Here is a 23794-nt window from a genome sequence, read left to right on the forward strand (position 1 = left end):
CTCAGTGCGCCTCCTGAACGCTGTTGATCACATCCTGAAGGAGCGAGCGCTCCTCCTCATCCAGCTCCCGGCCGCCCCACTGCTCCCTCAGGAAGGAGCCGCAAAGCTCAAAGGGGCTCATCTCTGCCTCTTCCGCCCCGTGCCCGGCGCGGTCGCCCGCCCGGCGCGGAAGCTCCCGCCGGATCTCGAGGAGGTTCGGGAAGCAAGTGCGAAGGCGATCCTGCATGTCGAGGACGTCCAGATCCTCCTTATCCATCAAAACCACCGTCACGTAGTCCTCGCACCCCTGGCTCAGGACCTCGGAAAAGGCGCCGGTAATGACGCGGACCTCGCGGAGCGGGATCAGGGGCAGGACGGAGGTCTTCACGCATCCCTTCTCCCCCAACTCCACCACGATGATGCCCTTTTGCTGTCCCGCCTCGCTTACGGAACAGGCCAGGGGCGTCCCGCAGTAGCGATAGCGCTCATTGCCGACCTCCATCGACTTATGCATGTGGCCCAACGCCGCGTAGTCAAATCGCTCCAGGACGTCCGACCTCACTCCATCGATATCGCCGACGGTGCGCACCTCGGAGTCCATGCGCTCTATTCCAGACGCCTCTCTCCCGGAGGGAAGGTAGAACTGGTGGCTCACCAGGACGTTCCGCTGCTCCGGGTCGATCGTTTCCCGATCGATCAGCCGGTGCAGCGCCTCATCGTAGGAAAGGCCCCGCAGCGTTACGTCATCATCCTCGTCGCCCGATGCCTCTGCGCCCGCATCCAGGACAGGCCGCACCATGGAGGGCTTCACGAAGGGGAGCAGGTAGAAGTTCACGGGGCCGAATTCGTCCCACAACACCACCTTCTCGATGAAATCTTCCGGGGTCCGGGGCGGGAGGCCCACCATGTGGATTCCCCGCCGCTGCAGCACGCTCCGAAAGAGGTTGACCCGCGGTCCGCTGTCGTGGTTGCCGCTGATCATCATGATCTCCGCCGTGGGGACCGCTCCCGCAAGTTTCGAAACGAAGCGGTCGAAGAGCTCCACCGATTCGCCGGAGGGGTTCACCTTATCATAGATATCGCCGGCGACGACGACGGCGTCGGGGCTCGCCTCCTCGGCAGCCCTCACGATCTGGTCGAGGACGTACTCCTGATCCTCCAGAAGGTCCCGGTTGATGAGCTTCAGGCCGATGTGCAGGTCCGATAGATGAAAGAACTTCATGCACGCACTTCCTTTTACGCTGGATTTGCACCTCAACACGGCGCCCCGGCGCGAGGGCCATCAGGGCCTCGCAGGATCGCGCCTGAAACGAGGGGGCGGAGCGCCTCTCCATGCTATCACATATATCTTACCGCTAAATTTCATTTTAGAGGGCAAAAAACACGACCGATTCCAGCTATCGAACGCTGTGTTAGGTCGTGCAGCCCCGCCAGAAACGACGATCAAGATATTGACAAAGTGGCGCTGTGCCGTTAAGTTTAAGCCGTGACGGCTTTTTGCCGGCGACATCGACTTTGAGTTCAGGAGGCGTTATGCTATGAAGAGTTCGTTTCTGAAAAAGTGTGCGCTGTCGATGGCAGCCATGTTCTGCCTGGTCCTCGCCGCATCCCAAGGGGTTGCCGCGGAGCACTGGACGGAAGTGTTCTTCAACCGATGCCTCGCCCTGGAAAAACAGGCCATCGCCCTCGCGGAGAGGATGATCCGGGACGACAAGCCCACCGCGAAGCCATCCCGGTACTGCCCCCTGGAGGAGAGGAATATCGACGACCTGTGGTTCCTGGAGTGGAAGAAGAACGGGACGACCGTTTCGGGGGCCTCTCAGCAGAAGAACGGAGAGTACCATCTCTATGGGATTGAGATAAGAGATCCCGACATCGTCTTCCCCGGCGGGATCCGCGTGGGGGCCAGCACCGATGTTTTGAAAAGCTACTTCGACGGCTGCCTGAACCGCTCCGACTACCCTGAGGACTTCGACCCGGGCGACCTGGAGTACGAGAACGAGCTGCCCCCCTCCGGAACCGGCTCGATCGGCTACCTGGAGCAAAACTCCGCCGTGCTCATCGAGTGCGAAGGCGGCAAGATCACCTCGATAGCCTACGGGATGCCGATCGACATGCTGCGCCTGTATTAGGGCCACCCGAAACGCCGGGCAGCGCGGCGCCTTTTGCTGCTCAACCCGTTCCTGCCCCACGACCCTTTCGCTGCGGAGCCAGCCTTTTTCCCGATACTGAATCCGTATCTTGGGCATAGCAAGCTATCTCTTTTGTATTATAATAAAAAAAGTCAATAATCCAAAAGGGAGGCGTTTGCATGAAGATTGGCCCCTTTACCCTTGCAGCGGAGAACCCTGCCGTCCCTGGCTGCACCCTGTCCGGCAAGGTCATCCAGGACACGTTCGTCTTCTCCATGGCGGAGGGGACGGACATCAGCCCCGAAAGCTATCCGGACCACAAGCTCTGGCTCGCCGTCCACGGCAGCATGCGCGTCGTGACGGAAAGGGAAATTCCCCTCGGCGCCGGCCAGGGCTACGTGACGCCCGTCGGGGTGCCCGTGGGGATCAAGGCCGAATCGGACAGCGTGTATGTCGAGGTTTTGTTAAGAAAGGAGACCGTGATGAACCCTGTTTTGAAGGACAAGGAAGTCTTTGAGCTGAAGGACCTGATCCCCTACCAGGACGGCAAGATCGTGAACCTGGACCTCCTGAGCTCCCCGAAGATGAAGTTCGTGGTGATGAGCTTTGACGAGGGCACCGGCTTGTCCGAGCACTCCGCGCCCGGCGAAGCGTTGGTCTTCGCCCTGGACGGCAAGGCGATCATCGGGTACGAGGGGAAGGAGTACCCCCTTCGCGCCGGAGAGAATTTTCGCTTCCAAAAGAACGGACTGCACTACGTCAAGGCGGACGGCCGCTTCAAGATGGCCTTGCTGTTGGTCCTGGAATGAACCGGTGAGATAACCAAAGACTATCGCGGGGGGGCGAGGTCATGTTGGAATTACGGAACCTGTCCTTCTCCGTCGACAATGACGGGGTCAGGAAAGAGATCATTCACGACTTGAACCTTATCGTGGGTGACAACAAATTTGTCGCGATCACCGGCCCGAACGGAAGCGGGAAATCTACGCTCGCCAAACTGATCGTCGGGATCGAAAAGCCGACCGAAGGTCAAATCCTCCTGGACGGCATCGACATCACGAACATGGGAATAACGGAGCGCGCAAGGAAGGGAATGGGCTTTGCCTTCCAGCAGCCCGTGCGCTTCAAGGGCATCACGGTCCACGCGTTGCTGCGGCTGGCTTCCGGCAAGGACCTCTCGGTTTCGGACGCCTGCGACTACCTCTCGGAGGTTGGGCTGTGCGCCCACGACTACATCCGCAGGGAGGTCAACGCATCCCTGTCCGGCGGGGAACTCAAGCGCATCGAGATCGCCACCGTCCTCGCCAAGCACTCCCGGCTGACGGTGTTCGACGAGCCAGAGGCGGGGATCGACCTGTGGAGCTTTCAAAACCTCATCCGCATCTTCGAGTCCATGCGGAAGGGGATCAAGGACAGCTCCATCATCATCATCTCCCACCAGGAGCGCATCCTGAACATCGCGGACGAGATCGCGGTCCTCACTGACGGGAGGATAGAACGGCACGGCACGAAAGCCGAGGTCTTTCCGGACTTGGTGGGGACGGAAGCTGCACAGGGCACGTGCAACAGATTGAGGAGGGGCGTGTGATGGAAAAACTGACGGAGGTACAGAAGCGCCTGCTTCGCGAAGTGGCGGACCTCCATGACGTCCCGATGGGAGCCTACAACTTTCGCGCCAACGGAGGGCTCGCCGGCAGGAACAACACGGCGAACATCGACATCGTTTCAAAGGAGGACGGCAGCGGGATCGACATCCACATCAAGCCCGGAACCCGGCGCGAGAGCGTCCACATCCCGGTGGTCCTCTCCCAGAGCGGGCTGAAGGAAACGGTGTACAACGACTTTTTTATCGGCGAGGGCAGCGACGTCACCATCGTCGCTGGGTGCGGCATCGACAACTGCGGCGTTCAGGATTCAGAGCACGATGGCATTCACCGGTTTTATGTCGGTAAAAATGCGAAGGTCAAGTACGTCGAGAAGCACTACGGCTCCGGGGACGGCACGGGCAAGCGCATCCTGAACCCGGTCACGGAGGTGTACATGGAGGAGGGCAGCTTCGTGGAGATGGAAATGGCGCAGATCAAGGGCGTCGATTCCACCAACCGAACCACCCTCGCCGAGCTGAAGAAGGACGCGCGGTTGGTCGTGCGCGAACGCCTGATGACCCACGGAGAGCAACACGCGGTCAGCACCTACAAAGTGACCCTTCAGGAGGAAGGCGGCAGCGCCGATGTCGTTTCGCGTTCCATCGCCAGGGACAGGTCCTATCAGCGATTTGACGCCTGCATCATCGGGAACGCCCCATGCAAGGGCCATACGGAGTGCGACTCCATCATCATGGACGAGGGGACGATCCTCGCCGTGCCCTCCCTTGAGGCGCACCACGTGGACGCATCGCTGGTCCACGAGGCGGCGATAGGGAAGATCGCGGGCGAGCAACTGATCAAGCTGATGACGCTGGGACTGACCGAACAGCAGGCGGAAGAGGAGATCATCAACGGCTTTTTGGCATGAGGGGCCGACGGGCCTCCCCTCATCCTTCCGCACAAGCGACCGCCGATACGAAGTCCATATTGAGAGGGGACGGGGCTAGCCCCCTCCCCTCTCAGTTTACGCCCTCACCAGGTTGGGCGGCTCCTGCCCGGCCAGGGCGGCGGCCACGTTACGCACCACCATGAAGCCCATCTCCGTCCGGGTCCCCACCGTCGCGGTGCCGACGTGGGGCGTCAGGACCACGTTGTCCAGCTCCTTGAGCCCCGGCTCCACCTCAGGCTCGTTCTCGTAGACGTCCAGCCCCGCCGCCAGAATCCTGCGCTCACGAAGCGCGCGCACCAGCGCCTTCTCGTCCACCACGGGGCCGCGCGAGGCGTTGATGAGGATGGCCGTCGGCTTCATCATCCCAAGCTCCAACTCACCGATCAGGTGGCGCGTTTCGGGCGTCAGCGTCACGTGCAGCGAAATGAAGTCCGCCGTCCGCAGGAGCTCCTCCTTCGTGACGAAGGTCCCTCCCGTTTCCGCCTCGAACTCGGAGGAGCGGTGGCGCCCCGCGTAGATCACCTTCATGTCAAAGCCACGGGCCTTCCGGGCGAAGTTCAGCCCGATGCGCCCCGCGCCGATCACCCCCAGGGTACGGCCCGTGATGTCGGCCCCCAGCATGAACTCCGGCGCCCAGTTGAAGCTCCCGTGGCGCACGAGGCGGTCCCCCTCCGGGACGCGCCGGGCCGCCGCAAAGAGCAGCGCCCAGGCCAGGTCGGCCGTAGCGTCCGTCAGGACGCCCGGCGTGTTGGTGACGGCGATCCCCAGCCTCCGGGCTTCCGCCAGGTCGATGTTGTTGTAGCCGGCGGCATAGTTGGCCACGATGCGGCACTGCGGCCCCGCCGCCCGCATGACCTCGGCGTCGATGGCGTCGTTCAGCATGCTGATGACGCCGTCACAACCCTTCACCCCGCTCAGGAGCTCCGCGCGCGAAACCGGACGGTCCGCTTCGTTCACCGCGTACTCACACACCCTGCCCAGCTCCTCCATCACGGGGCGCGGCAGCATGCGCGTGACGTAAACCTTCGGCATTGAAATCCCTCCCGAAGCGCCTCGCAGGCGCTACTCCTTCGGTTCCTCGACGACGACGGACTGCATCACGACGTCCTTCACGGGGCGATCTCCCTGGGCGGTCTCCACGTGCCCGATGGCCTCGACGACGTCCATCCCCTCGACGATCCGGCCGAAGATCGCGTGCTTGCCGTCCAGCCACGGAGTGGGGACCAGCGTGATGAAGAACTGTGAGCCCCCCGTGTTGGGGCCCGCGTTGGCCATCGAGAGGACTCCGGGGGCGTCATGGGCAAGGCCCGGCCCGAACTCGTCCTTGATCTTGTACCCAGGGCCGCCCGTTCCCGTGCCGGTGGGGTCGCCGCCCTGGATCATGAAACGGTCGATCACGCGGTGGAAGATCACGCCGTTGTAGAAGCCACGCCGGGCCAAGTCGATGAAGTTGCCGGCGGTGACGGGCGCCAGGTCCGTGTAGAGCTCCGCCTGAAACTGCCCCATGTTGGTGTTGAACACCGCCACGGGGCGGCGGGGCGTTTCCCCCTCCGCCGCGCAGGCTGCGCGGGGAAGGAGCAGCGGAAGGCACACCGCCGCCGCGGCGCAGAGAAGCTCAAGGAAAATTCTCATCGTCTTCATTTAAAAGATCTCCTCTCAAAAAAATCGGGGCCCGCCGACGCGGGTCCCGAAGTCTTTCGTCAACGCGCCCCTACCGCGACTCGGGACGGGCCCTGTACCACTCGATGAGGGCGCCCGTCGCCACGAACATGGAGCTGTAGGTGCCCGCGATGATGCCCACGAGCATGGCGTAGCTGAAGGCCTGCAGCACGGGTCCGCCCCACACGCACAGGGCGATGACCGGGAAGAGCGTCGTCAGCGTCGTGTTGATCGTACGCGCCAGGGTCTGGTTGACGGAGTCGTTCACCAGCTTTTCGATGCCGTCGCGGCCCAGGTCGCGCCAGTTCTCACGGATGCGGTCCAGGATGATGATCGTGTTGTTCAGGGAGTAGCCGACGATCGTCAGGATGGCCGCGATGAAGGAGGAGGAAACCTCCATCTGCGTGAGGCTGAAGAACCCCAGGGCGATGAGGACGTCGTGCACCAGGGGCACCACGCTCACCACCGCGAAGCGGAAGCGGAAGCGCACCGTGATGTAGATCAGGATGGCAACCAGCGCGATGGAAACGCCGATGACCGCCTGACGGCGGAGCTCGCCTCCCACGACGGGCCCCACCTTCTCGTAGCCCGATACCTTCATGTCGGGGAAGGCCTTCTGAAGGACGGAGATCACCTGCTCGCGGCTCTCCTCGGTGTCCTCGTTCGTGCGAATGATGACGCCCTTCTCGCCGAACTTCTGGATCATGGCCTCCTGGGCCACGACGCCGGAAACGACCTTGCGGACCTCCGCCACCTCAGGCAGGTTGTCGAACTCCAGCTGGATCACGTTGCCCCCCGTGAAGTCGATGCCGAGGTTCAAGCCCCTGGTAAAGAGGAAGGCCAGGCTTGCCAGGACCAGGACGGCGCTCAGCAACAGAGCGGGCCTGCGAAGCGCCATAAAGTTATAGTTTCTGTTCATCGCAATCCACTCCTTAGCTGCGCTTCAGCGCGTTCTGCCGGCGGCTGACGAAGAGCTGCAGCAGGGCCCGGGTCACGACGACGTTGGCGAACACGCTGGCCACGAGGCCGATGGAGAGCGTCACGCCGAAGCCGCGGACGGACCCCGATCCGAAGTGGAACAGGACCAGCGCCGCGATGAGCGTCGTGATGTTCGAGTCCAGGATCGTCACCAGCGCCTTGCGGAAGCCGGCGTCCAGGGCTGCGATGGGCGTCTTTCCCGAGCGGACCTCCTCGCGGATGCGCTCGTAGATCAGGACGTTGCCGTCCACGGCCATGCCCAGCGTCAGGATGATGCCCGCGATGCCGGGGAGGGTCAGCGTGGCGTGGAACGCGATCAGCCCGGTGAAGATCAGGAGGATCGTTACCACCAGCGCCACGTCGGCGGCCAGCCCCTGGAACCTGTAGTAGATGAGCATGAACACCAGCACCATGGCCGCGCCGAAGAGGCCGGCCTGCATCCCCTGCCGCACCGAGTCCGCGCCCAGGCTGGGACCGACGGAGCGGTTCTCCGCGATCTCCACCGCCACGGGCAGCGCACCGGCCTTCAGCATGATGGCCAGCCGCGAGGCCTCGTCGGCCGTGAAGCGCCCCGTGATCTGGGCCTCACCGCCCGAAATGCGGTCCTGGACCACGGGAGCCGAGATCACGACGTCGTCCAGCACGATGGCGATCTGTTTTCCCACGAGGCGGCCCGTGGCCTCCTCAAAGAGCTTCGCCCCCTCGGGACTGAAGGAGAGCGACACGCCCATGCGCCCCAGCCTGTCCGGGTTGATGGAGGCCGTCTCCAGGTCCTTCCCCGACAGAAGGCTCTTCCCCAGCAGGTAGAAGCGGGACGCCTCCCCCTCCTCCTCCTCGCTCGGGGCCACGATGGCGCCCTCGATGTCCTTTGCCCGCGCGGCGAGGTCCGCGCTGGAGTTGCTCTGAGCCTCCACAGCGGCACGCCAGCGCTCCTGGGCCTGGCTGAACTGAAGGTCGCTGTCATAGTTCTTCCGCTGAGGCGCGGGAAGGGTCGAGGCGGTGACGTCCAGCACCTCCCGGAAGTCCATCTGCGCCGTCTTGCCGATCAGCTCAAGGGCCGCCTTGGGGTCCTGGATCCCCGGCAGGTCGATGATGATCCTGTCCTCGCCGCTCTTCTGGATGATGGGCTCCGCCACTCCGTACTGGTCCACGCGGTTCCGCAGCACGGCCAGAAGGCGGTCGATGCTGTCCGGCCCCACCGGGTTCTCCGGCGTGTCCTTCGCCTGAAGGACGATGTGGGCCCCGCCCCTCAGGTCAAGCCCCTGGTTGATCCGCCCCTTTATCGGCCACGAGTAGGCCAGAGCGGCAACGATCACGATCAACACGACCCAAAGCCGCAGTCGATCCCTACGATTCATGCTTATCCCCCTGCATCAAAAAAGCCAGCCGCCGCGCCGCCCCGCGGGCGGGCTCGGCGTTCCGGGGACGGCCGCGAAGCCGCCCCATGCCAACGCTCTCCTAGTCCTTCTTCTCCTCGGCTGCGGGCTGCCCCTGGGCCGGCGTGCGCTTCGTCTGGACCGCGGACCTCAGGATGCGGACGCGGACGCCCTCTCCCATCTCGATGAGGAAGGTGTCGTCCCGAACCTCCTTCACCGTGCCCAGGAAGCCCCCGATCGTGACGATCTGATCCCCCCGTCCGATGCCGGAGATCAGGGAGTCGTGCTCCTTCTGGCGCTTCCTCTGCGGGCGGATGATGAAGAAGTAGAAAATGACCACGAAGATGACCAGCGGAAAGAGCATCCCCATCAGGCTGGCCTGCTGCTGGGGGGCGGCGCCTCCCTCTCCCGACGGCGCCGACGCGCCGCCCCCGAAGAGCGACCCGCAGGGCGAAACCGCCGTCGTCTGCTGCGCCGCCTCCGGCGCTGCTGCTGTGTCTGCCATGAAAATACCTCCCCTGAATTTTTAAAACAGCACCTCCCGGCGGGCAACGATCTTCCGCCGAGAGGCAGAACCTCAAGCCTCAGGAGGCTCGCGAACGAGGTTTGATTATAACAGATTTCGAGGGCGCGGAGGGCCTGGAGCTACTTCTTCCAGGCCACCACCTCGATCTCCACCAGGACCTCCTTCGGGAGGGCCTTGACGGCCACGAAGGAGCGGGCGGGGGCCTCCGTGTCAAAGTACTTGGCGTAGACGCCGTTCACGGCAGCAAAGTTTGCCATGTCCGTCGCGAAGACCGTCGTCTTCACCACGTCCTTCAGGCCGTAGCCGACGCTCTCAAGGATGGCCTTGACGTTCTCCAGGGACTGCTTCGCCTGCTCCTCGACGCCACCCTGGACGACCTCGCCTTTGGCGTTGGCCGGAATCTGGCCGGACACGTAGAGGAACTCTCCGGCCTGGATGGCCTGGCTGTAGGGGCCGATCGCCGCAGGGGCCTTGTCGCAACTGATGATCTTCTTCATGAAACGCATACCTCCAGATGATTTAAGATAAAGGCGACCGCACGGACCCGAAGCCCGCACGTTTCAGGAACGCCGCCCTATTCTACAACGTTTGCGGCCTTTCGGACGCGCCCCGCGGGCTCACTCCCCCCAGGGGTTCTCGTCCGGAGAAACCGGGCGCTCCTCGACCTGCTCCCAGCTCACCGTCCCAGGGCGCTTCAGGAGCGCCTCCTCCGCGCACAGCACGCGCGCCTTCAGCACCCGATTCATGTAGGCCACCTCCAGGACGCTGCCCTCGCGCACCTCGGAGGCGGGCTTGCAGGGCCGCCCGTCGATGCGCACCGCCCCCAGCTCCGCCATCTCCTGAGCTGCGCTGCGGCGCTTGACCAGGCGGGCCATCTTCAGGAACTTGTCAACTCGCATCGCGCACCCCGCCTCAGGCGACCGACGCCACGATCTCCTGAGCCTCCTGCTGGATGCGCTTCAGGTGATCCGGCCCTTTAAAGCTCTCCGCGTAGATCTTGCAGAGGTCCTCCGTCCCCGATGGGCGCGCGGCGAACCAGCCGCCCTCCGCGACGACCTTGAGCCCGCCGATGGGGGCGCCGTTGCCCGGAGCCTTCGTGAGCCGCGCCGAGATGGGGTCCCCCGCCAGCGAGTCGGCCCGCACCGCCTCGGGGGAGAGCTTCGCCAGCGCGGCCTTCCGCTCCGGCGAGGCCGGCGCATCGATGCGGGCGTAGCAGGACTCCCCGTACCGCTCCGTGATCTCCTTGTAGTGCTGCGCCGGGTCCTTTCCCGTCACGGCCGCGATCTCCACGGCCAGCAGGTCCATGATGATGCCGTCCTTGTCCGTCGTCCACACCGAGCCGTCGCGGCAGAGGAAGGACGCCCCGGCGCTCTCCTCGCCGCCGAACCCCATGGAGCCGTCCAGGAGCCCATCGACGAACCACTTGAACCCGACGGGGACCTCGCAGAGCCTGCGGCCCATCCCCTCCGCCACCCGGTCGATGATGGAACTCGACACCACCGTCTTGCCCACCGCGGCGTCCGCCCGCCAGCCCTCGCGCGTCCCGAACAGGTGGCGCACCGCCACGGCGAGGTAGGCGTTGGGGTTCATCAGCCCCGCGGGCGTCACGATGCCGTGTCGGTCGTAGTCCGTGTCGTTGCCGAAGGCCACGTCGAATCGGTCCTTCATCTTCAGCAGGTTCGCCATCGCCCAGGGCGAGGAACAGTCCATGCGCACCTTGCCGTCGTGGTCCAGGGGCATGAAGGAAAAGGTGGGGTCGATCGTCCGGTTGACGACCTCCAGGTTCTTGATGCCGTAGACCTCGACGATAGGGTCCCAGTACTCGATCCCCGCCCCGCCGAGGGGGTCCACGCCGACGTGCAGGCCGGAGCGTGCGATGGCCTCCATGTCCAGGACGGAGGCGAGAGCCCGAACGTAGGGCATGACGTAGTCCTCGAAGTGCGTCGTCTCCAGCTTCACCGCGCGCTCGAAGGGAACCCTCTCGATGGAGCGGACTCCCCCGCGGATCAATTCGTTGGCGTGCCGCTGGATCTGCGACGTGATCTCCGGGGACGCGGGACCCCCGCTCGGCGGGTCGTACTTGATGCCGCCGTCCTCCGGAGGGTTGTGGGACGGCGTGATCACCAGGCCATCCGCCACGGCTGCCCCAACCTCGCGATTGTGCGCCAGGATGGCGCGCGAGACGACGGGCGTCGGCGTCGGGGCAAACCCCTCCTGCAGCACGACGTCCACGCCGTTCGCCGCCAGGACCTCCACGCAGGTGCGCAGCGCGGGCTCCGACAGGGCATGGGTGTCCGCCCCGATGTAGAGCGGCCCCAGGATGCCCGCCTCCCTGCGGTGCTCCGCCACGGCCTGGGCGATGGCCAGGATGTGGGCCTCGTTGAAGCTGCGAAGCCTGGAGGAGCCGCGATGGCCCGACGTGCCGAACGCCACCTGCTGGGACCGGGCCTCCGGGTCCGGCTCCAGGGTGTAGTAATCGCTGATGAGGGCTGGAAGATTCACCGGTTTGCGCGCGGCCTCAGTGACCTTTTCCATGATTGCAAAAACCTCCTCATTGGGAACTCTATCCAAAGTCCATGCCCTGGCACCCGCCTGAGGCTTCAGGAGAGCGCGTCCTGCGCACGACGGCTCAGTCCGACTCCGAGCCGTGTCCCCAGAACGTGACGCCGCGGCGGCTCCCCTCGTAGAAGTCGATGACGTTTTGGACCTCCGGGATGAAGGCGTCCCGCCTTCTCCTCAACTCCTCCAGGGAATCCGTGAATCGGCGGTCCCTGCGGTAAAGCTCTCGATAGAAGGCCCGGATGGCCTTCCGCGTCTCGGCGGAGAACCCGGCCCGCTTCAGCCCCACCGAGTTCAGCCCCTCGATGCGCAGGGGCTCGCCCGCCGCCAGCGTGTAGGGGGGGATGTCCTTCGCCACGCGGTAGAGCCCCCCCACCATGCAGTAGCAGCCGATGCGGACGAATTGATGAACGCCGGCCATGCCGCCGAACACCGTGTGGTCCCCCACCTGGACGAAGCCGGAGAGCCCAACCTTGTTGGCGATGGTGACGGCGTTTCCGACGTGGACGTTGTGCGCCAGGTGCACGCCCTCCATGATGAGGCACCCGTTCCCCACCACCGTCTCGTTGCCCTCGCCCGTCGCCCGGTTGACGGTGACGTTCTCGCGGATGACGTTGTCATCGCCGATGCGCACCCGGGACGCCTCTCCCCTGTAGCTGTGGTCCTGGGGATCGCCGCCCAGGGCGGTGTACTCGTAGACGTGGCAGTTTCGGCCGACGGTCACGCCGTCGTGGACCGTGACGAAGGCGTTCAGCACCGTCCCCTCCCCGATGACGACGCGGGAGTCGATGCAGCAGTACGGGCCGACGCGGACGCCATCCCCCAGTTCCGCCCCCCGCGCGACGATGGCCGAGGGATGGACGCTGACGCTCACTTCTCACCCTCCTCGCGCTTGTTCAGGGTCGACCCCACCATGAAGATGAACTCGCCCTCCGCCACCACCTCGTCGTCCACGTAGCCCGTGACCTTCGCCCTGCCGGCGACGCCCCTGAGCCGCGTCAGCTCCGCCTTTGTGACCAGCCGGTCCCCCGGGCGCACGGGCTTGCGGAAGCGGGCCTTGTCCACCCCCGCGAGGAAGGCGATCTTCCCCGTCTGTTCCTTCCCCAGCCGGACGGCCACCAGCACGGAGGCCACCTGCCCCATGGCCTCCAGGATCAGCACGCCGGGCATCGTCGGGTCCCCGGGGAAGTGGCCCTGAAAGAAGGGCTCGTTGATCGTGACGTTCTTGTAGCCCGTGACGTGCGACTCGTCGTACTCCGTGATGCGGTCCACCATCAGAAAGGGATAGCGGTGCCGCAGCATGTTCATGATCTCGATGATGTCCAAAACCCCATACCTCCTCGCAGGGCCCATCCCACGGGGGATCACGCCTGTCTCTTCACCAGCGCCCGAAGGCGCTCCGCCATCTGCAGGTGCAACTCATGCCCCGCCTTCACGGCCACCAGGTGGGCACAGAGCGGACGCCCCAGCGCCGCCAAGTCGCCGATGAGGTCCAGCGTCTTGTGCCGGACGAACTCGTCCGGCCAGTGCAACCCTCCCGACGCCCGCGCCGAGGCCCCCTCCACCAGGATAGCGTTGTCCAGCGTCCCCCCCAGGGCCAGCCCCTGCGCCCGCAGCGCCTCGATCTCCCGCGCCATGGCGAAGGTCCGGGCACGGGCGACCTGCTCCAGGAAGCCTTCCGCGCTCCAGGAAAACTCCAGCATCTGCACACCGATCACGGGCGCATCGTAGCGGACGACGCAGGTGACGTGAAGCCCCTCCGCAGGAAACGCCGCGACGAATCGGGACTCGTCCCCCACCCGAAGGGAGGCGGAGAGGCTCAGGGGGGCCGGGGCCTCCCCGCAGGGCTCAGAGTTCTCCATAACGGCCGCGCCGACGCGGGCCGCACAGCCGTCCAGCGCCGGCATCTCCCCGCCGTCCACCTCAAGCCGGGCCCCCCAAACTCCGAGGCCCGTCAAGGCGGCCAGGACGTGCTCGCAGGTCCGGACCCTGCGGCCGTCCGGAAAGAGGTAGTCCGACCCGCGTCCGCTTCCGGACAGGGCCAGCGCCTCGATGGGGGCCTCCTGTCCCTCCGAGGCCAGGACGATGCCCCCCTCGGTCGGCAGGATGCGCAGACTACACTCAAGTCCCGAATGCAGGCCCGTGCCGCTGAAGGAGAGGGGGCGGACCAGACGGCGATACCGCCCCGCGCCCGCTGCGTCCAGGGGGCTCACCTTTTTTCCTCCTCCAAACTCTCCCGCTCTTCCGAACGGGCCTCGAGGCGACGCTCCAGGCTCCGAAGCCGCTTGAACAGGGCGGGAAGGTCCGCAGCCAACACCAGGGCACGCTTGGCCTCCTGGTGAGGCCGCGCGGGGAAGCCGGACAGCACGGCCCCGGCGGGAACGTCGTTTGTGACGCCCGTCCGGGCCGCCAGCACGGCACCCCGGCCAATCGTGACGTGGTCCGTGATCCCTGCCTGCACGGAGAGCGTCACCCCGTCCTCCAGGACGGAGCTGCCCGCGATGCCCGACATGGAGCAGAGGATGCAGCCGCGCCCCACGCGCACGTTGTGCCCCACCTGGACGTGGTTGTCGATCTTCGTCCCGTCGCCGATGACCGTGTCCTCCATCGTGCCGCGGTCCACGGTGGAGCAGGCCCCGATCTCCACGCGGTCGCCGATCTCCACCCCGCCGATCTGGGGGATCTTCACGGGACCGTCCGGCGAGGGCAAAAAGCCGAAGCCGTCACAGCCCAGGACGCAGCCGGAGTGCAGGATGCAGTCCCGCCCCACGCACACCCCGTCCAGCAGCACGGCTCCGGGCTCCAGGATCGTCCTCGCCCCAACGCGGCACCGCGCGCCGACGAAGGCCCCCGCGCCGACCTCCGCCCCGCCCTCGACCACCGTTTTCGGTCCCACCACGGCATGAGGCCCCACCCAGGCGTCGGGGTCCAGGGAGGCCTCCGGGTCCACCACCGCCGTGGGGTGCACGCCGCGGCGAGCGGGGCGCTCCGGCGCGAAGAACGCGAGGAGCTTCGGCAGCGCCTCCCGCGGACGATCGGAGACGATCCCGTCCCGTCCCGGCTCGAACAGGGCGAGGGGGGCCAGGATGGGCACGTCCTTCCCTACCAGCGGCAGAGCCCGCTCCTCCCACACCGGGCAGATCGTCCTCTCGTTCGCCGTGCCGGGTGCCGCGACCAAGGACACCGTCCTCTCCCCCCTGCCGATGACCTTCAAGCCAAGCTCCTGGGCCAGGGCGTTCAGGGTGACCTCCTTCATCGTACTTCCTCCTTCTGCGCGGATCACAGGGACCACAGCCCCCTCAGCCCCACCCGATCGTCGTTCGTCCCGTCGTAGTAGATCTCGATGGAGATGTGCTCGTCGACGCGGTAGCCCAGCGCGCCCTCCTGCCCCAGCTCCGGGCTCCAGCGCCACCAGAGGTACGGCCGACGCATCCGGGAGGGGCCCCACTGCAGGCGGCCAAACCACTCCTCCTCCGGCCATTGCACCTCCGCGCCGGCCCAGAGGTCCCCAAAGAGGCGCAGGCGCAGGCCCAGGCGGCGCGTCAGCTCAAAGGCCTCCAGCTCGACGACGGCTTCTCCGTAGAGCTCGAGGTCCACCCCGGTGAGGTTCGCCGTGTTCCATCCAAAGAAGGCCCCCGCCTCCGGGTAGCGGTCCTCCAGTCCGGCGTAGGCCGACACCCAGACCTGAAAGAGAAACCGATCACTGTCCACCCTGGCGTCCAGCTTCGCCACGGGCGCGGCGACGAACGTCGCCTCAGCCTGCGCCCGCATGTTCTCCACGGAGTGACGCTCCTCCAGAAACTCCTGCGCCATCCTCTCCGCGTCCGCCCTGTGGTGCGCCACCCAGGACACCGGGAGCCCGACCAGCGGGGAAAAGGCCGTCACCAGCTTGGCCTGAAGGTCGGACTGAAGCATCACGGGGATGGTCCGCGAGTAGATGGAGGGGGTCACCGCCAGCACGAGGGGCGTCCCTGGACGAAAGGAGATCGTCAGCGTCCCGCCTGTCGGCGAGAAGGCAACCTGAAGGGAGAAGTCCCAGCCCGGCGTCCTGGCCTCCAGGGCCTCCGCGATCCGCGCCCTCAGGGCCTCGTCCGCCCACGTGAGCGCCGCCTCCGGCAGCGGGCGCAGCAGGGCCGCGATCTCCTCCACAAGCCCATCCACGTCCGCACGAAACCAGTCGGAGAGCGTTCCGCGAAACTCAGGCAGTCTCAACTCCACGTCCCACGACGTCCGAGCCTCCGGGACGAAGCGAACGGCAGGTCCATTTTCCCCCCGGCGCACCTCGACGTCGTAGCCCACGAAGAGCCGCCCCGCTACCGTGGAGAGGGTTCCCTCCCGGTCCACGCCGAGGTCCTTCGGAATCTCGTTCCAGACGGCGTCGAGGCTGCGGCGGACCGCGGGCTCAAGCCAGGTCGGAAGCCCGGAAACGCTCAGGTCCGCCCACGCGGGGGCAGGGACGAGCAACGCGAACAGGGAAAGGAGCGCGGCCGGAAGGAGCGCCGTTGCTGTCCACAAGGGCCTCCGGCGTCGAGCGCCGCACCCTGGCCCGGAACGGCTAGAACATATCGCCGAAGCCAAAGTACGTCTTGTTCTCGTCCTCGCCGTGCGCGTAGTCCACGCGCAGGTTGCCGAAGGGGGTCTTCACCCGGACGCCGACGCCGTAGTTGTCGTGGAGGTCACCCCAGTCCATGGAGTTGCTGGCGTTTCCGACGTCAAAGAACCCCACCAGCGTGAAGTTGTCGTGCACGGGGAGCCGAAGCTCAAAGTTGCCCAGGAGGACGTTGCTGCCCTCGAAGGAGCGGCTGCTGTACCCGCGAAGCGTGTTCATCCCGCCGAGGGAATAGCGGGCGAAGGCGGGCAGCTCATCGTTCGTGGCCGACCCGACGCGAAGCCGCGCGGCCAGGATGATGGGGTTCTCATCGGTCCACGTCCCCTCGACGTCCACGACCCCCTCCACCAGCTTGTTCAGGGGCGTGTACCACCGCAGCTGGGTCCAGTACTTCATGTAGTCGAACTCGCCGCCCAGCCCCTCGAAGGCCTTCTCCAGGGTCGTCTCCCACACGAGGCCCTTCGGATAGGGCAGGTAGGGGTCGCGCTTGTCCAGCGTGAACTGAAGCTCGACCGTCTGATTGGTGCCCTCCCACATCGTGAGGTCGTCGATGTAGCCCGGAATCGTGTTGTGGACGTCGTCGTAGCTGGTGTCCTCGTGGCGAAGCGTCGCGAACCAGCTCCAGTCTTCGTTCTTGAACTTCTTGCCGATCCCCGCGTAGAACTGGGTGTTCTTCTCGTCGAACTCGAACTGACGCTCCCCCTGGCGATAGTAATAGCGATCGTCGTAGGTGCGGTAGCGCGCTCCCACGCGCCACGCCCAGGTTTCGGAGTCCATATAGGGGCTGGACAGCGACAGCCAGTAGCTGGCCTCGTCGCCCTCGTCGAAGCCGATCTCGAAGTTGAGCCCCTTGCCGAACAGGTTCGTGTCCCCGTAGGTCAGGCCGCCGCTCAACCCGCTCTCGCTGCCGTAGGCCAGGTTCACCCCCACGGAGGCCGTGCGCTTCTCCTTCACGGTCAGGATGAGGTCCACCACGTCGTCCTGGTTATCCGGGCTGTCGAAGGCGACGTTGACGTCCTCGAAGTAGCCCAGTCCCTGCAGCTTCCCCAGCTGGTAGCGGAAGCGCGTGACGTTGAAGAGGTCCCCCTCCTTCAGCTTGATCTCCCTCCGGATCACCTGCGTCTTCGTCCGGGTGTTGCCCTGGATGATGACGTTCCCCACCCTGGGCTCCAGTATCTTGACGCGGATGTCACCGCCCTGCACCTGCACGTCCGACACCCGCACCATGACGTAGCCGTCCGTGTGGTAGCGGTTTTGGATCCGATCCAGGTCGTTGCGGAAGAAGACGCGGTTGAAGACCGTCCCGACCTGGGAGAAGACCTCCTTCATCAGCTGCTCGCTCGTGTAGACGGTGTTGCCCTCGAAGACGATGGACTCCACGATTGGGTTCTCCCTGACGGAGAACGTCACGGCAACCCCGTCCTGCTCCGGCGTGAGGTCCGCGTCCACAAAGGAGAAAAAGCCCTGGTTGTAGATCGCCTCAATGTCCTTCTGAAGCACGTCCCGATCCAGCGTCTGCCCTACCTTCGTCGAAACGACGCCCAGGATGTAGTTCGAGGTGACCTGGCTGTTCCCCGAAACGCTCACCCTCGCGACGGGCACGGCCTCCGCTCCAGCCTCGGCCGCCACGGGCAGGCACAGGAGCACCATCGCCAGAGCCCCCGCCAGGAAGCTCCATACCGATCCAAGACGCCCTCCCGCGGAGCCCCTTAACAAAGTGCAGCTCAAAGGTCTTCCACTTCCTTTCAAATTTCCTCAAAAACCTTTCAAGTTTTGAAACGTTCCTAAAATAACGATGTTATCAAAAAAACTGGCGCGTTCACCTTCAGCGGGCCTCATTGCACCCTGTCGATTCGGATCGCCGGCCCCTCGTTCCTCAGCGCCCTGGCTCCCGTCTGAAGCAGCAGGAACATCTTGTCGTCGGGCACCGTGCCCCTTTCCTGGGGGGCCGGGCGCACCGCGGTCACCCGCTGCAGCCTCGGCGCTGGTGCGGCCGCCCGCGTCCTCCTGTCGGAGGGGGGCCGCCTCTCGGCCTTGACTGAGCGGGGAGGCACAGGAGCGGATTCCGCCGGGGCCGGAAGTGGCGTTTCAACCCTTCGCTCAGGCTCCTGAGCCACGGCGCGGGCCTCGTGGCGAAGGGGCAACCCCGCTAACCCTTCCTCCCGCGACAGGGGGGACGGAACGGCCAGCACGGCGAGGAGCACCAGCGAGGCCAGCCAGGTGACGACCGCGCGGCGGACGCGGCGGGGCGTCCGAGCCGCTCCCACGCTCCGCCACACGTCGGACCGCAGGTCCTCCAGGTCCGCCCTGGCGCACTCCGCGTCCATCAAGGCACTCTCGATGGCCCCGGAACGATAGGAGCTCTGAAACCGTTCCAGCCATCGAATGATGCCGGCTATGCGCCTGTCCATACCACCCTGGACCATCCCGCACCTCCCCGCGAACTCCCGTCAAAGGCCGCTGTTATCTTATCCCGTCCCCCGCCTCTTTTATGGCATGGCCGTCCAGCCCAAGCCACGCCCGAATCTTCGCCACCGCCGTCCGGCGCAGGCGATAGACGTGGCTGATGTCCATCCGCTGTTCCGCCGCGACGTCGCGGGGCTCCTTGCCGTCGAAGAAGAGCGCGGACACCACCGCCGCCTCGCGCCCCTGGAGCCGGGCGATGCTGTCCGCGACATCCAGCCAGTCCTGCCGGTCGTCGTCCTCCTCCGGTTGGGCCGTCGTGAGCCACTCGTCCGGCACGGGGATGGGGGCGCGCCGCTCCGAGCGCTCCAGCAGGTTGACCATCTGGCCGTGAATCCGGTGGTAGGCGTAGGTGGAGAACCGCAGCTCCCGGTCCGGGTCGAAGCGGTCCGCCGCGCGGATCAGGGCCAGCATCCCCTCCTGGACGAGGTCCTGCTTGAGGGACGGAGCCGCCCGGAGCCGCCCCGCGATCCAGAAGACCAGCGGGCGGTAGGCGACGATCAACTCCTCCCGCGCCGCCGCATCCCCCTCGCGACAGAGGCACCACAGCTCCCGCTCCCTCTCAGGGGACAGGGCCCTCGCGTTCTTTTCAGTCGCTTCGGTCTTCTTCATCATTCACACCAGATCGCTCACACCAAGCTGCCGGCCTCGTCCCACACCGGCAGGGTCCGGCCCGCGCGGCCGCCCCGAACGTGCAGGTCGTCGTTGGCAAAGCGGATGCAGGCCCTCCCGTTCCGAAGCTCCACGCCGGTCATGGCACAGTTCGTCACGTCCATGTTCCACACCCGGTGCGGGTCGAAGCCAACCAGCACCGCGTAGAGCGCCCGCATCACCCCGCCGTGGGACACGATGACGATCCGCGTTTCCGGTCCGTCCAGTATCTTGCCCACGGCTCGCTCAAGCCGGAGGCGTATGTCCTCCCACCCCTCCGCGCCGGGCGGTGGGTTGAAGAAGGGGTCCGCCCGCCAGCGGGCGAAATCCTCCCGGCGCTCCTCCTTCAGGCCGGGGATCGAAAGCCCCTCCCACCCCGCGAAGTCCACCTCGTGAAGCTCCTCCAGCACCACCGGGACAAGCCCATGGCGTTCCGCCACGGCCCGGGCGGTATCGAGGGCCCGGGAGAGGGGGCTCGAGTAGACGGCCTCCGCACGCCAGGAGGAGAGGCGCTCCGCCAAGGCCTGAGCCTGCCGGCGGCCGACGTCGCTCAACGATATGTCCGTCTTGCCCTGGAAGCGCCGCGCCTCGTTCCACTCCGTCTGCCCATGGCGCACCAGCACGACGCGCCGAAAAATCGATGACTCCGCCACACGTCTTCCCTCCCCGGCGCCCCGTCTTCCAATCCTCAGACCGGTCGCCGCCCATACGGCCTGTTGGACCCATTTAACTTGAAATTATAACACGCTGCCTGCCTTCCTCCCTACATAGAAAGGCCTGAAGTGCAGGGCGCCGCAGGTGCAGGACGGACCGTGGAGCGTGGGCGGAGGGACCGTGACGCCATAGGGGCTTAAAGCGGGCAGAGGCGTTGCCAACTCGCAAAAATGCTGATAAACTGACCTGAGAGGTGAGCGCGGTGAAACAGGATCTGACGGATTGGCTGAACGGCACGAACGCATTGAATAACGCGGCCTCCGACGAGGGGGCGCAGGAGTTCCTTTTGGCCCCCCCTGCGACGGGGGGCGGTGGGGAGCCCAGCACGGTGCGCCCGGAGCCCGACCTCCTCGAACGACCTGCTGACCCCGCGCCTCAGGCGGAGGATGTGGGGGGTTCAAACCCCGAAGCGCCCTCCGAGCGGCAGCGGGCACCCCTCCGGTGGCCGGCGCCCCCCTCGCGGCGCCCCGCAACGGGCGCACCGGACCAGGAGGGGAGCGTCCCCCTGGCGGAAAGGTCCCCCCTGGGCACGACGCCCATGGAGCTGGAGTCCGACGCCGCGCTGAATCTAAACGCCGTCCAGGCTGCGGAGCCCCTGGAGCCGGACGAGCCGTCCGAAGGGGAGTCCCTCCCCGCTCCCCAGGAGGTTCTCGATCCCTCCGAACCGGAGGAGAGTACCGAACCCCAGGACGCCCCGCAGGAGGAGAGCACCCCCGCTCTCCAAGAGGTTCCCGCGTTCTCCGAGCCAGAGGAGGAAACCGACCCCCAGGACGCCCTGCAGGAGGAGAGCGCCCCCGCGCCTCAGGCATCCTACGAGGAGGAAACGGAGGTCCCGGCCCACGCGATCTCCCGCCCCGCCGACTGGGACCCCGATGAAGAGGAGCCGTCGGACGAGGAACTGGAGCGCGACCTGCTCTTCTCCAAAAGGCTGCACCAGGTCATCCAGATGCGGCGGGACCGCGCGGAGGAGCTCCGCGGGCAGGAGAGCGGGCGCAGACGGAGCACGAGGCGCCGGGCCGTCTTCTGCACCGCGATCCTGCTGGTCGCGCTCATCGCCTACGGGGCCGTCCGATACGTCCAAAGCACCTCCTACGACTGGCTGAGCGACAGGGCGGAGCGGCTCTACCGCGAGGAGCGGTACGAGGCGGCCATCGACGCCTACGAGGACGCCCACCTGAAGTTCCCCGACTCCCCCGCCCTCCTGATGGGCCTCGCGCGGTCCGCCATAGGGGCCGGACGCTTTCAGACGGCGGACCTGGCCCTGGAGCGCTGCCTTCAGGTCCTCTCCCAGGACGACGCGGCGGGGCGGGCGCGGGCACTCTACGAGAAAGCGGCCGTCCGCGCGGCCCTGGACGACGCGGAGGGCGCTGTGGCGCACCTGCTGCAATCGACCCGGTACGCCCCGAACGACTACGACGTCTACATCCTTCTGGGACAGCTCCTGGAGAGACAGGGGAAGGCCCAGGACGCCCTCCGCGCCTACCGCGTCGCCCTGGACCTCCGCCCTTCCTCGGAGGAGGCGGACACGGCGATGCGGCGTATGCTGGAGGCCGTCAAGGCGTCCACGGAGTCGAAGCAGGACCTTCGCCCCGCCTACGAGAAGCGCATCGAGGTGGGGACGGTGGCCCTGAACCTGAAGCGCTACGATGAGGCCGTTTCCTATTTCTCTCAGGCCCTTGAGATCCGGAGCGACGACCCGCGGCCGTGGCTGGGGCTGGCGGACGCATGGAGGAACAGGGGGGAGCCGGACAAGGCCCTCAAGGTCCTGGACGACGCCCGGAAGACGTGTCCGGGGGACCCGACCATCGAAACTCTGCGCGGCGAGGTCGAGGAACAGCTCGGCCCACGCAGGCCGGGGGCGGGAGGACGCTCTTAGGCTCCCACGAAGCACTCAGGAGGGACTGCTATGGAGGACGCATTTTCTGCGGCGCTGGCGCGCGCCGGTTCGGCGGTCGGCGGGGCCGTCGTTGAGGAACTCCGAAAAAGGGGCTTCGACGCCCTCTACGCCGCGACGAAGGAGCATGCGCTGGCAGCCGTTCTGGACCTGATCCCCGCCGGAGCCAGCGTCGGGGTTCCCGGCTCCGTGACCGTTCGGGAGGTCGGCGCCATGGAGGCGCTTCGGGCACGAGGCTGCCGGGTGATCCAGCACTGGGGCGACATGTCCTCTCAGGATCGCGCTCAGGCGCGGCTGGACGAGAACGCCGCGGACTTCTTCCTCACGAGCGCCAACGCGCTCACGCAGGCCGGAGAGATCATCAGCATCGACGGCATGGGCAACCGGGTGGCTGCGATGGCCTGGGGGCAAGGGAAACTGATCTTCGTCATCGGCCTCAACAAGCTGGCTTCCACCCTGGAGGACGGCATCCACCGGGCGCGGTCCGCCGTGATCCCCAACGCCCTGCGGCTGGGGGAGGAAACGCCCTGCACCAAAGCAGGGCGCTGCGTCGACTGTCGCGCCCCCTCGCGGGCCTGCCGCGCCATGCTGATCCTGGAGGCGCCACCCCGCGGACGCGCCGTTCACGTCATTATCGCAGGGGAGGGCCTGGGGTACTAACGCCGGGGCCTCCCAGAGAACAGGAAGGGTATCGTTATATGGAGAACAGAGATAAGATCGTCGTGCTCCTTGCCGGGGGCAGGATCGTTCACCGTCCTGAGGCGGAGAAGGACACGGAGCAGCGGCAGGAAACGCTCCTCTCGAACGCGGAGTTGGCGGCCCTCCTGCCCGACGACCTGAAGGACCTCACGTCGTTTCAGGCGTGGAGCTCCCAGCCCATATCCAACTGCAGCCTGCGGATGTGCAGCGACATCATGCACATGGCGGCGGGCTACGTCAACGACGAGGGCGCGAAGGGGGTCGTCGTCACCTGCGACGTCCAGGGCATGGCGGAACTGGCCTACTTCGCGGACCTCGTGTGGGGGGTCAACCCGCCCCTGATCTTCACGGGCTCCATCTTCCACGCCGGCACGCCGAACAGCGAAACGTCCCTGCGCCTGGGCCAGGCCGTCCGCGCCGCCCTGTCCGGCTTCTGCGCCGGCAAGGGCGCACTGATCTGCCTGGGGGACGCCGTCTACGCCCCGGCCGACGTCGTCAGCATCTCGAACTCGCGCAGCGTGGGCGTCCTGGCCTTTCCAGAGACCCCGTTGGGCGTCTTCCTGCAGCCCTCCGGGCGGCTCCTCCCCCTTCGCGCGCCCCGCGCCCGTCAGGCGAAGGGCATCGACACCGTCCCGGCCCGCAACGTCGCCATCGTCAGCGCGTCGCTGGGCGACGGCGACCTCATCCTGAAGGCCATCCTGGACAAGCGCATCGAGGAACTGGACGGGCTCGTCATCGCCGCCTTCGGCGACGGGGACGTTCCCTCCTCCTGGCCCCCCCTTCTGCGCAAGATCCTGCGCGAAGGGGTGCCCGTCGTGCTAGCCACGCGCTGCCCCATGGGATACGTCCAGCCGCTGGACAGCTTCGAGGGCAGTGCGTCGCAGCTCCTGGAGATGGGGCTCTTCAGCGCCCGGGGGCTCACCCCGCTTCAGGCCCGAATCCGCCTGGCCATCGGCCTGGGGGACGGCTTGAAGGGCGACGAGCTGCGTCAGTACATGGACTGGCAGGGCGAGAAGTAGT

General features: G+C 66.2%; 25 protein-coding genes. 7 read left to right on the forward strand and 18 right to left on the reverse strand.

All coding sequences use genetic code 11. The annotated features are described in order from the left end of the window. Position 1 precedes the first annotated feature (1 nt). Positions 2-1201, reverse strand: a complete 1200-nt coding sequence (locus tag ACO41U_RS01745) for an exonuclease SbcCD subunit D (RefSeq protein ID WP_485941234.1) — start codon at positions 1199-1201, stop codon at positions 2-4. Positions 1202-1517: 316 nt separating this feature from the next. Here ACO41U_RS01745 and ACO41U_RS01750 point away from each other — a divergent pair, with 316 nt between their 5' ends. The 4 genes from ACO41U_RS01750 to ACO41U_RS01765 all read left to right on the forward strand — a co-directional run bounded on the left by ACO41U_RS01750 (position 1518) and on the right by ACO41U_RS01765 (position 4625). Further along, positions 1518-2111 carry a hypothetical protein gene (locus ACO41U_RS01750; RefSeq protein ID WP_485941235.1) on the forward strand — a complete coding sequence of 198 codons (594 nt, stop codon included), beginning with the start codon at positions 1518-1520 and terminating at the stop codon, positions 2109-2111. A gap of 179 nt (positions 2112-2290) precedes the next feature. Continuing rightward, positions 2291-2920, forward strand: coding sequence for a cupin domain-containing protein (locus tag ACO41U_RS01755; RefSeq protein WP_298779896.1), 630 nt, complete (start codon positions 2291-2293; stop codon positions 2918-2920). 41 nt (positions 2921-2961) lie between these two features. Further along, positions 2962-3699 (forward strand): ATP-binding cassette domain-containing protein, encoded by a 738-nt coding sequence (locus ACO41U_RS01760; protein ID WP_485941236.1) that lies wholly within the window; start codon positions 2962-2964, stop codon positions 3697-3699. Next, positions 3699-4625 (forward strand): SufB/SufD family protein, encoded by a 927-nt coding sequence (locus ACO41U_RS01765; protein WP_485941237.1) that lies wholly within the window; start codon positions 3699-3701, stop codon positions 4623-4625. Before ACO41U_RS01760 ends, ACO41U_RS01765 begins: the two co-directional genes overlap by 1 nt. Positions 4626-4721: 96 nt before the next feature. Here ACO41U_RS01765 and ACO41U_RS01770 read toward each other — a convergent pair whose 3' ends face one another. The 17 genes from ACO41U_RS01770 to ACO41U_RS01850 form a co-directional block, all read right to left on the reverse strand. Next, positions 4722-5678, reverse strand: coding sequence for a 2-hydroxyacid dehydrogenase (locus ACO41U_RS01770; protein ID WP_485941238.1), 957 nt, complete (start codon positions 5676-5678; stop codon positions 4722-4724). Between the two features lie 30 nt (positions 5679-5708). After that, positions 5709-6287, reverse strand: coding sequence for a peptidylprolyl isomerase (locus tag ACO41U_RS01775; RefSeq protein WP_485941239.1), 579 nt, complete (start codon positions 6285-6287; stop codon positions 5709-5711). A gap of 70 nt (positions 6288-6357) precedes the next feature. Beyond that, on the reverse strand, positions 6358-7224 hold the full coding sequence (secF, locus tag ACO41U_RS01780) for a protein translocase subunit SecF (protein ID WP_298779548.1): 867 nt from the start codon (positions 7222-7224) through the stop codon (positions 6358-6360). Between the two features lie 13 nt (positions 7225-7237). Further along, on the reverse strand, positions 7238-8641 hold the full coding sequence (gene secD / locus ACO41U_RS01785; RefSeq protein ID WP_485941240.1) for a protein translocase subunit SecD: 1404 nt from the start codon (positions 8639-8641) through the stop codon (positions 7238-7240). 100 nt (positions 8642-8741) lie between these two features. Then, the gene (yajC, locus tag ACO41U_RS01790; protein WP_298779541.1) at positions 8742-9164 is read right to left on the reverse strand and encodes a preprotein translocase subunit YajC; all 423 of its coding nucleotides are present in this window, start codon (positions 9162-9164) and stop codon (positions 8742-8744) included. 140 nt (positions 9165-9304) lie between these two features. After that, a complete protein-coding gene (locus tag ACO41U_RS01795) occupies positions 9305-9682 on the reverse strand; it encodes a RidA family protein (protein WP_485941241.1) in 378 nt (125 codons plus the stop codon). 120 nt (positions 9683-9802) lie between these two features. Then, complete coding sequence (locus ACO41U_RS01800; protein ID WP_015556365.1) at positions 9803-10084, reverse strand: S4 domain-containing protein; 282 nt, start codon at positions 10082-10084, stop codon at positions 9803-9805. A 13-nt stretch (positions 10085-10097) separates the two neighbouring features. Beyond that, complete coding sequence (pgm, locus tag ACO41U_RS01805) at positions 10098-11720, reverse strand: phosphoglucomutase (alpha-D-glucose-1,6-bisphosphate-dependent) (RefSeq protein WP_485941242.1); 1623 nt, start codon at positions 11718-11720, stop codon at positions 10098-10100. A gap of 94 nt (positions 11721-11814) precedes the next feature. Continuing rightward, positions 11815-12618 carry an acyl-ACP--UDP-N-acetylglucosamine O-acyltransferase gene (gene lpxA, locus ACO41U_RS01810; RefSeq protein WP_485941243.1) on the reverse strand — a complete coding sequence of 268 codons (804 nt, stop codon included), beginning with the start codon at positions 12616-12618 and terminating at the stop codon, positions 11815-11817. Beyond that, a complete protein-coding gene (gene fabZ / locus ACO41U_RS01815; protein WP_485941244.1) occupies positions 12615-13070 on the reverse strand; it encodes a 3-hydroxyacyl-ACP dehydratase FabZ in 456 nt (151 codons plus the stop codon). The genes lpxA and fabZ overlap by 4 nt, the downstream gene beginning before the upstream one ends. A 38-nt stretch (positions 13071-13108) precedes the next feature. Next, complete coding sequence (locus tag ACO41U_RS01820) at positions 13109-13957, reverse strand: UDP-3-O-acyl-N-acetylglucosamine deacetylase (protein ID WP_485941245.1); 849 nt, start codon at positions 13955-13957, stop codon at positions 13109-13111. Further along, positions 13954-15000 (reverse strand): UDP-3-O-(3-hydroxymyristoyl)glucosamine N-acyltransferase, encoded by a 1047-nt coding sequence (lpxD, locus tag ACO41U_RS01825; protein ID WP_485941246.1) that lies wholly within the window; start codon positions 14998-15000, stop codon positions 13954-13956. Before lpxD ends, ACO41U_RS01820 begins: the two co-directional genes overlap by 4 nt. 23 nt (positions 15001-15023) lie before the next feature. Further along, positions 15024-16259: a hypothetical protein gene (locus ACO41U_RS01830; protein WP_298779523.1), complete on the reverse strand. Its 1236-nt coding sequence runs from the start codon at positions 16257-16259 to the stop codon at positions 15024-15026. Positions 16260-16299: 40 nt separating this feature from the next. Next, positions 16300-18081 (reverse strand): BamA/OMP85 family outer membrane protein, encoded by a 1782-nt coding sequence (locus tag ACO41U_RS01835; protein WP_298779521.1) that lies wholly within the window; start codon positions 18079-18081, stop codon positions 16300-16302. A 107-nt stretch (positions 18082-18188) separates the two neighbouring features. Further along, entirely contained in the window at positions 18189-18779 is a 591-nt protein-coding gene (locus tag ACO41U_RS01840; protein ID WP_298779519.1) for a hypothetical protein, read from the reverse strand. Between the two features lie 37 nt (positions 18780-18816). Continuing rightward, positions 18817-19431, reverse strand: a complete 615-nt coding sequence (locus tag ACO41U_RS01845) for a sigma-70 family RNA polymerase sigma factor (RefSeq protein ID WP_485941247.1) — start codon at positions 19429-19431, stop codon at positions 18817-18819. A 14-nt stretch (positions 19432-19445) separates the two neighbouring features. Beyond that, on the reverse strand, positions 19446-20120 hold the full coding sequence (locus ACO41U_RS01850) for a histidine phosphatase family protein (RefSeq protein WP_485941248.1): 675 nt from the start codon (positions 20118-20120) through the stop codon (positions 19446-19448). 263 nt (positions 20121-20383) lie between these two features. On the opposite strand from ACO41U_RS01850, the gene ACO41U_RS01855 reads away from it, so the two are divergent. The 3 genes from ACO41U_RS01855 to ACO41U_RS01865 are packed head-to-tail and all read left to right on the forward strand — an operon-like array spanning position 20384 to position 23793. After that, a complete protein-coding gene (locus ACO41U_RS01855) occupies positions 20384-22057 on the forward strand; it encodes a tetratricopeptide repeat protein (protein ID WP_485941249.1) in 1674 nt (557 codons plus the stop codon). A gap of 30 nt (positions 22058-22087) precedes the next feature. Then, positions 22088-22735 carry a lactate utilization protein gene (locus tag ACO41U_RS01860; protein WP_485941250.1) on the forward strand — a complete coding sequence of 216 codons (648 nt, stop codon included), beginning with the start codon at positions 22088-22090 and terminating at the stop codon, positions 22733-22735. Between the two features lie 38 nt (positions 22736-22773). Further along, positions 22774-23793 (forward strand): asparaginase domain-containing protein, encoded by a 1020-nt coding sequence (locus ACO41U_RS01865; RefSeq protein WP_485941251.1) that lies wholly within the window; start codon positions 22774-22776, stop codon positions 23791-23793. Position 23794: the final 1 nt, after the last annotated feature.

The organism is Fretibacterium sp. (assembly GCF_057312375.1).

What these genes read in the sequence shown, in the direction of transcription:
- yajC (WP_298779541.1), bottom strand. Translation starts at nt 9,164, where the DNA reads ATGGCAGACACAGCAGCAGCGCCGGAGGCGGCGCAGCAGACGACGGCG.
- ACO41U_RS01800 (WP_015556365.1), bottom strand. Translation starts at nt 10,084, where the DNA reads ATGCGAGTTGACAAGTTCCTGAAGATGGCCCGCCTGGTCAAGCGCCGC.
- pgm (WP_485941242.1), bottom strand. Translation starts at nt 11,720, where the DNA reads ATGGAAAAGGTCACTGAGGCCGCGCGCAAACCGGTGAATCTTCCAGCC.
- ACO41U_RS01865 (WP_485941251.1), top strand. Translation starts at nt 22,774, where the DNA reads ATGGAGAACAGAGATAAGATCGTCGTGCTCCTTGCCGGGGGCAGGATC.
- ACO41U_RS01845 (WP_485941247.1), bottom strand. Translation starts at nt 19,431, where the DNA reads ATGATGAAGAAGACCGAAGCGACTGAAAAGAACGCGAGGGCCCTGTCC.
- ACO41U_RS01840 (WP_298779519.1), bottom strand. Translation starts at nt 18,779, where the DNA reads ATGGTCCAGGGTGGTATGGACAGGCGCATAGCCGGCATCATTCGATGG.
- ACO41U_RS01755 (WP_298779896.1), top strand. Translation starts at nt 2,291, where the DNA reads ATGAAGATTGGCCCCTTTACCCTTGCAGCGGAGAACCCTGCCGTCCCT.
- ACO41U_RS01745 (WP_485941234.1), bottom strand. Translation starts at nt 1,201, where the DNA reads ATGAAGTTCTTTCATCTATCGGACCTGCACATCGGCCTGAAGCTCATC.
- ACO41U_RS01795 (WP_485941241.1), bottom strand. Translation starts at nt 9,682, where the DNA reads ATGAAGAAGATCATCAGTTGCGACAAGGCCCCTGCGGCGATCGGCCCC.
- secF (WP_298779548.1), bottom strand. Translation starts at nt 7,224, where the DNA reads ATGAACAGAAACTATAACTTTATGGCGCTTCGCAGGCCCGCTCTGTTG.
- ACO41U_RS01760 (WP_485941236.1), top strand. Translation starts at nt 2,962, where the DNA reads ATGTTGGAATTACGGAACCTGTCCTTCTCCGTCGACAATGACGGGGTC.
- ACO41U_RS01770 (WP_485941238.1), bottom strand. Translation starts at nt 5,678, where the DNA reads ATGCCGAAGGTTTACGTCACGCGCATGCTGCCGCGCCCCGTGATGGAG.
- ACO41U_RS01765 (WP_485941237.1), top strand. Translation starts at nt 3,699, where the DNA reads ATGGAAAAACTGACGGAGGTACAGAAGCGCCTGCTTCGCGAAGTGGCG.
- ACO41U_RS01750 (WP_485941235.1), top strand. Translation starts at nt 1,518, where the DNA reads ATGAAGAGTTCGTTTCTGAAAAAGTGTGCGCTGTCGATGGCAGCCATG.
- lpxD (WP_485941246.1), bottom strand. Translation starts at nt 15,000, where the DNA reads ATGAAGGAGGTCACCCTGAACGCCCTGGCCCAGGAGCTTGGCTTGAAG.
- ACO41U_RS01860 (WP_485941250.1), top strand. Translation starts at nt 22,088, where the DNA reads ATGGAGGACGCATTTTCTGCGGCGCTGGCGCGCGCCGGTTCGGCGGTC.
- secD (WP_485941240.1), bottom strand. Translation starts at nt 8,641, where the DNA reads ATGAATCGTAGGGATCGACTGCGGCTTTGGGTCGTGTTGATCGTGATC.
- ACO41U_RS01775 (WP_485941239.1), bottom strand. Translation starts at nt 6,287, where the DNA reads ATGAAGACGATGAGAATTTTCCTTGAGCTTCTCTGCGCCGCGGCGGCG.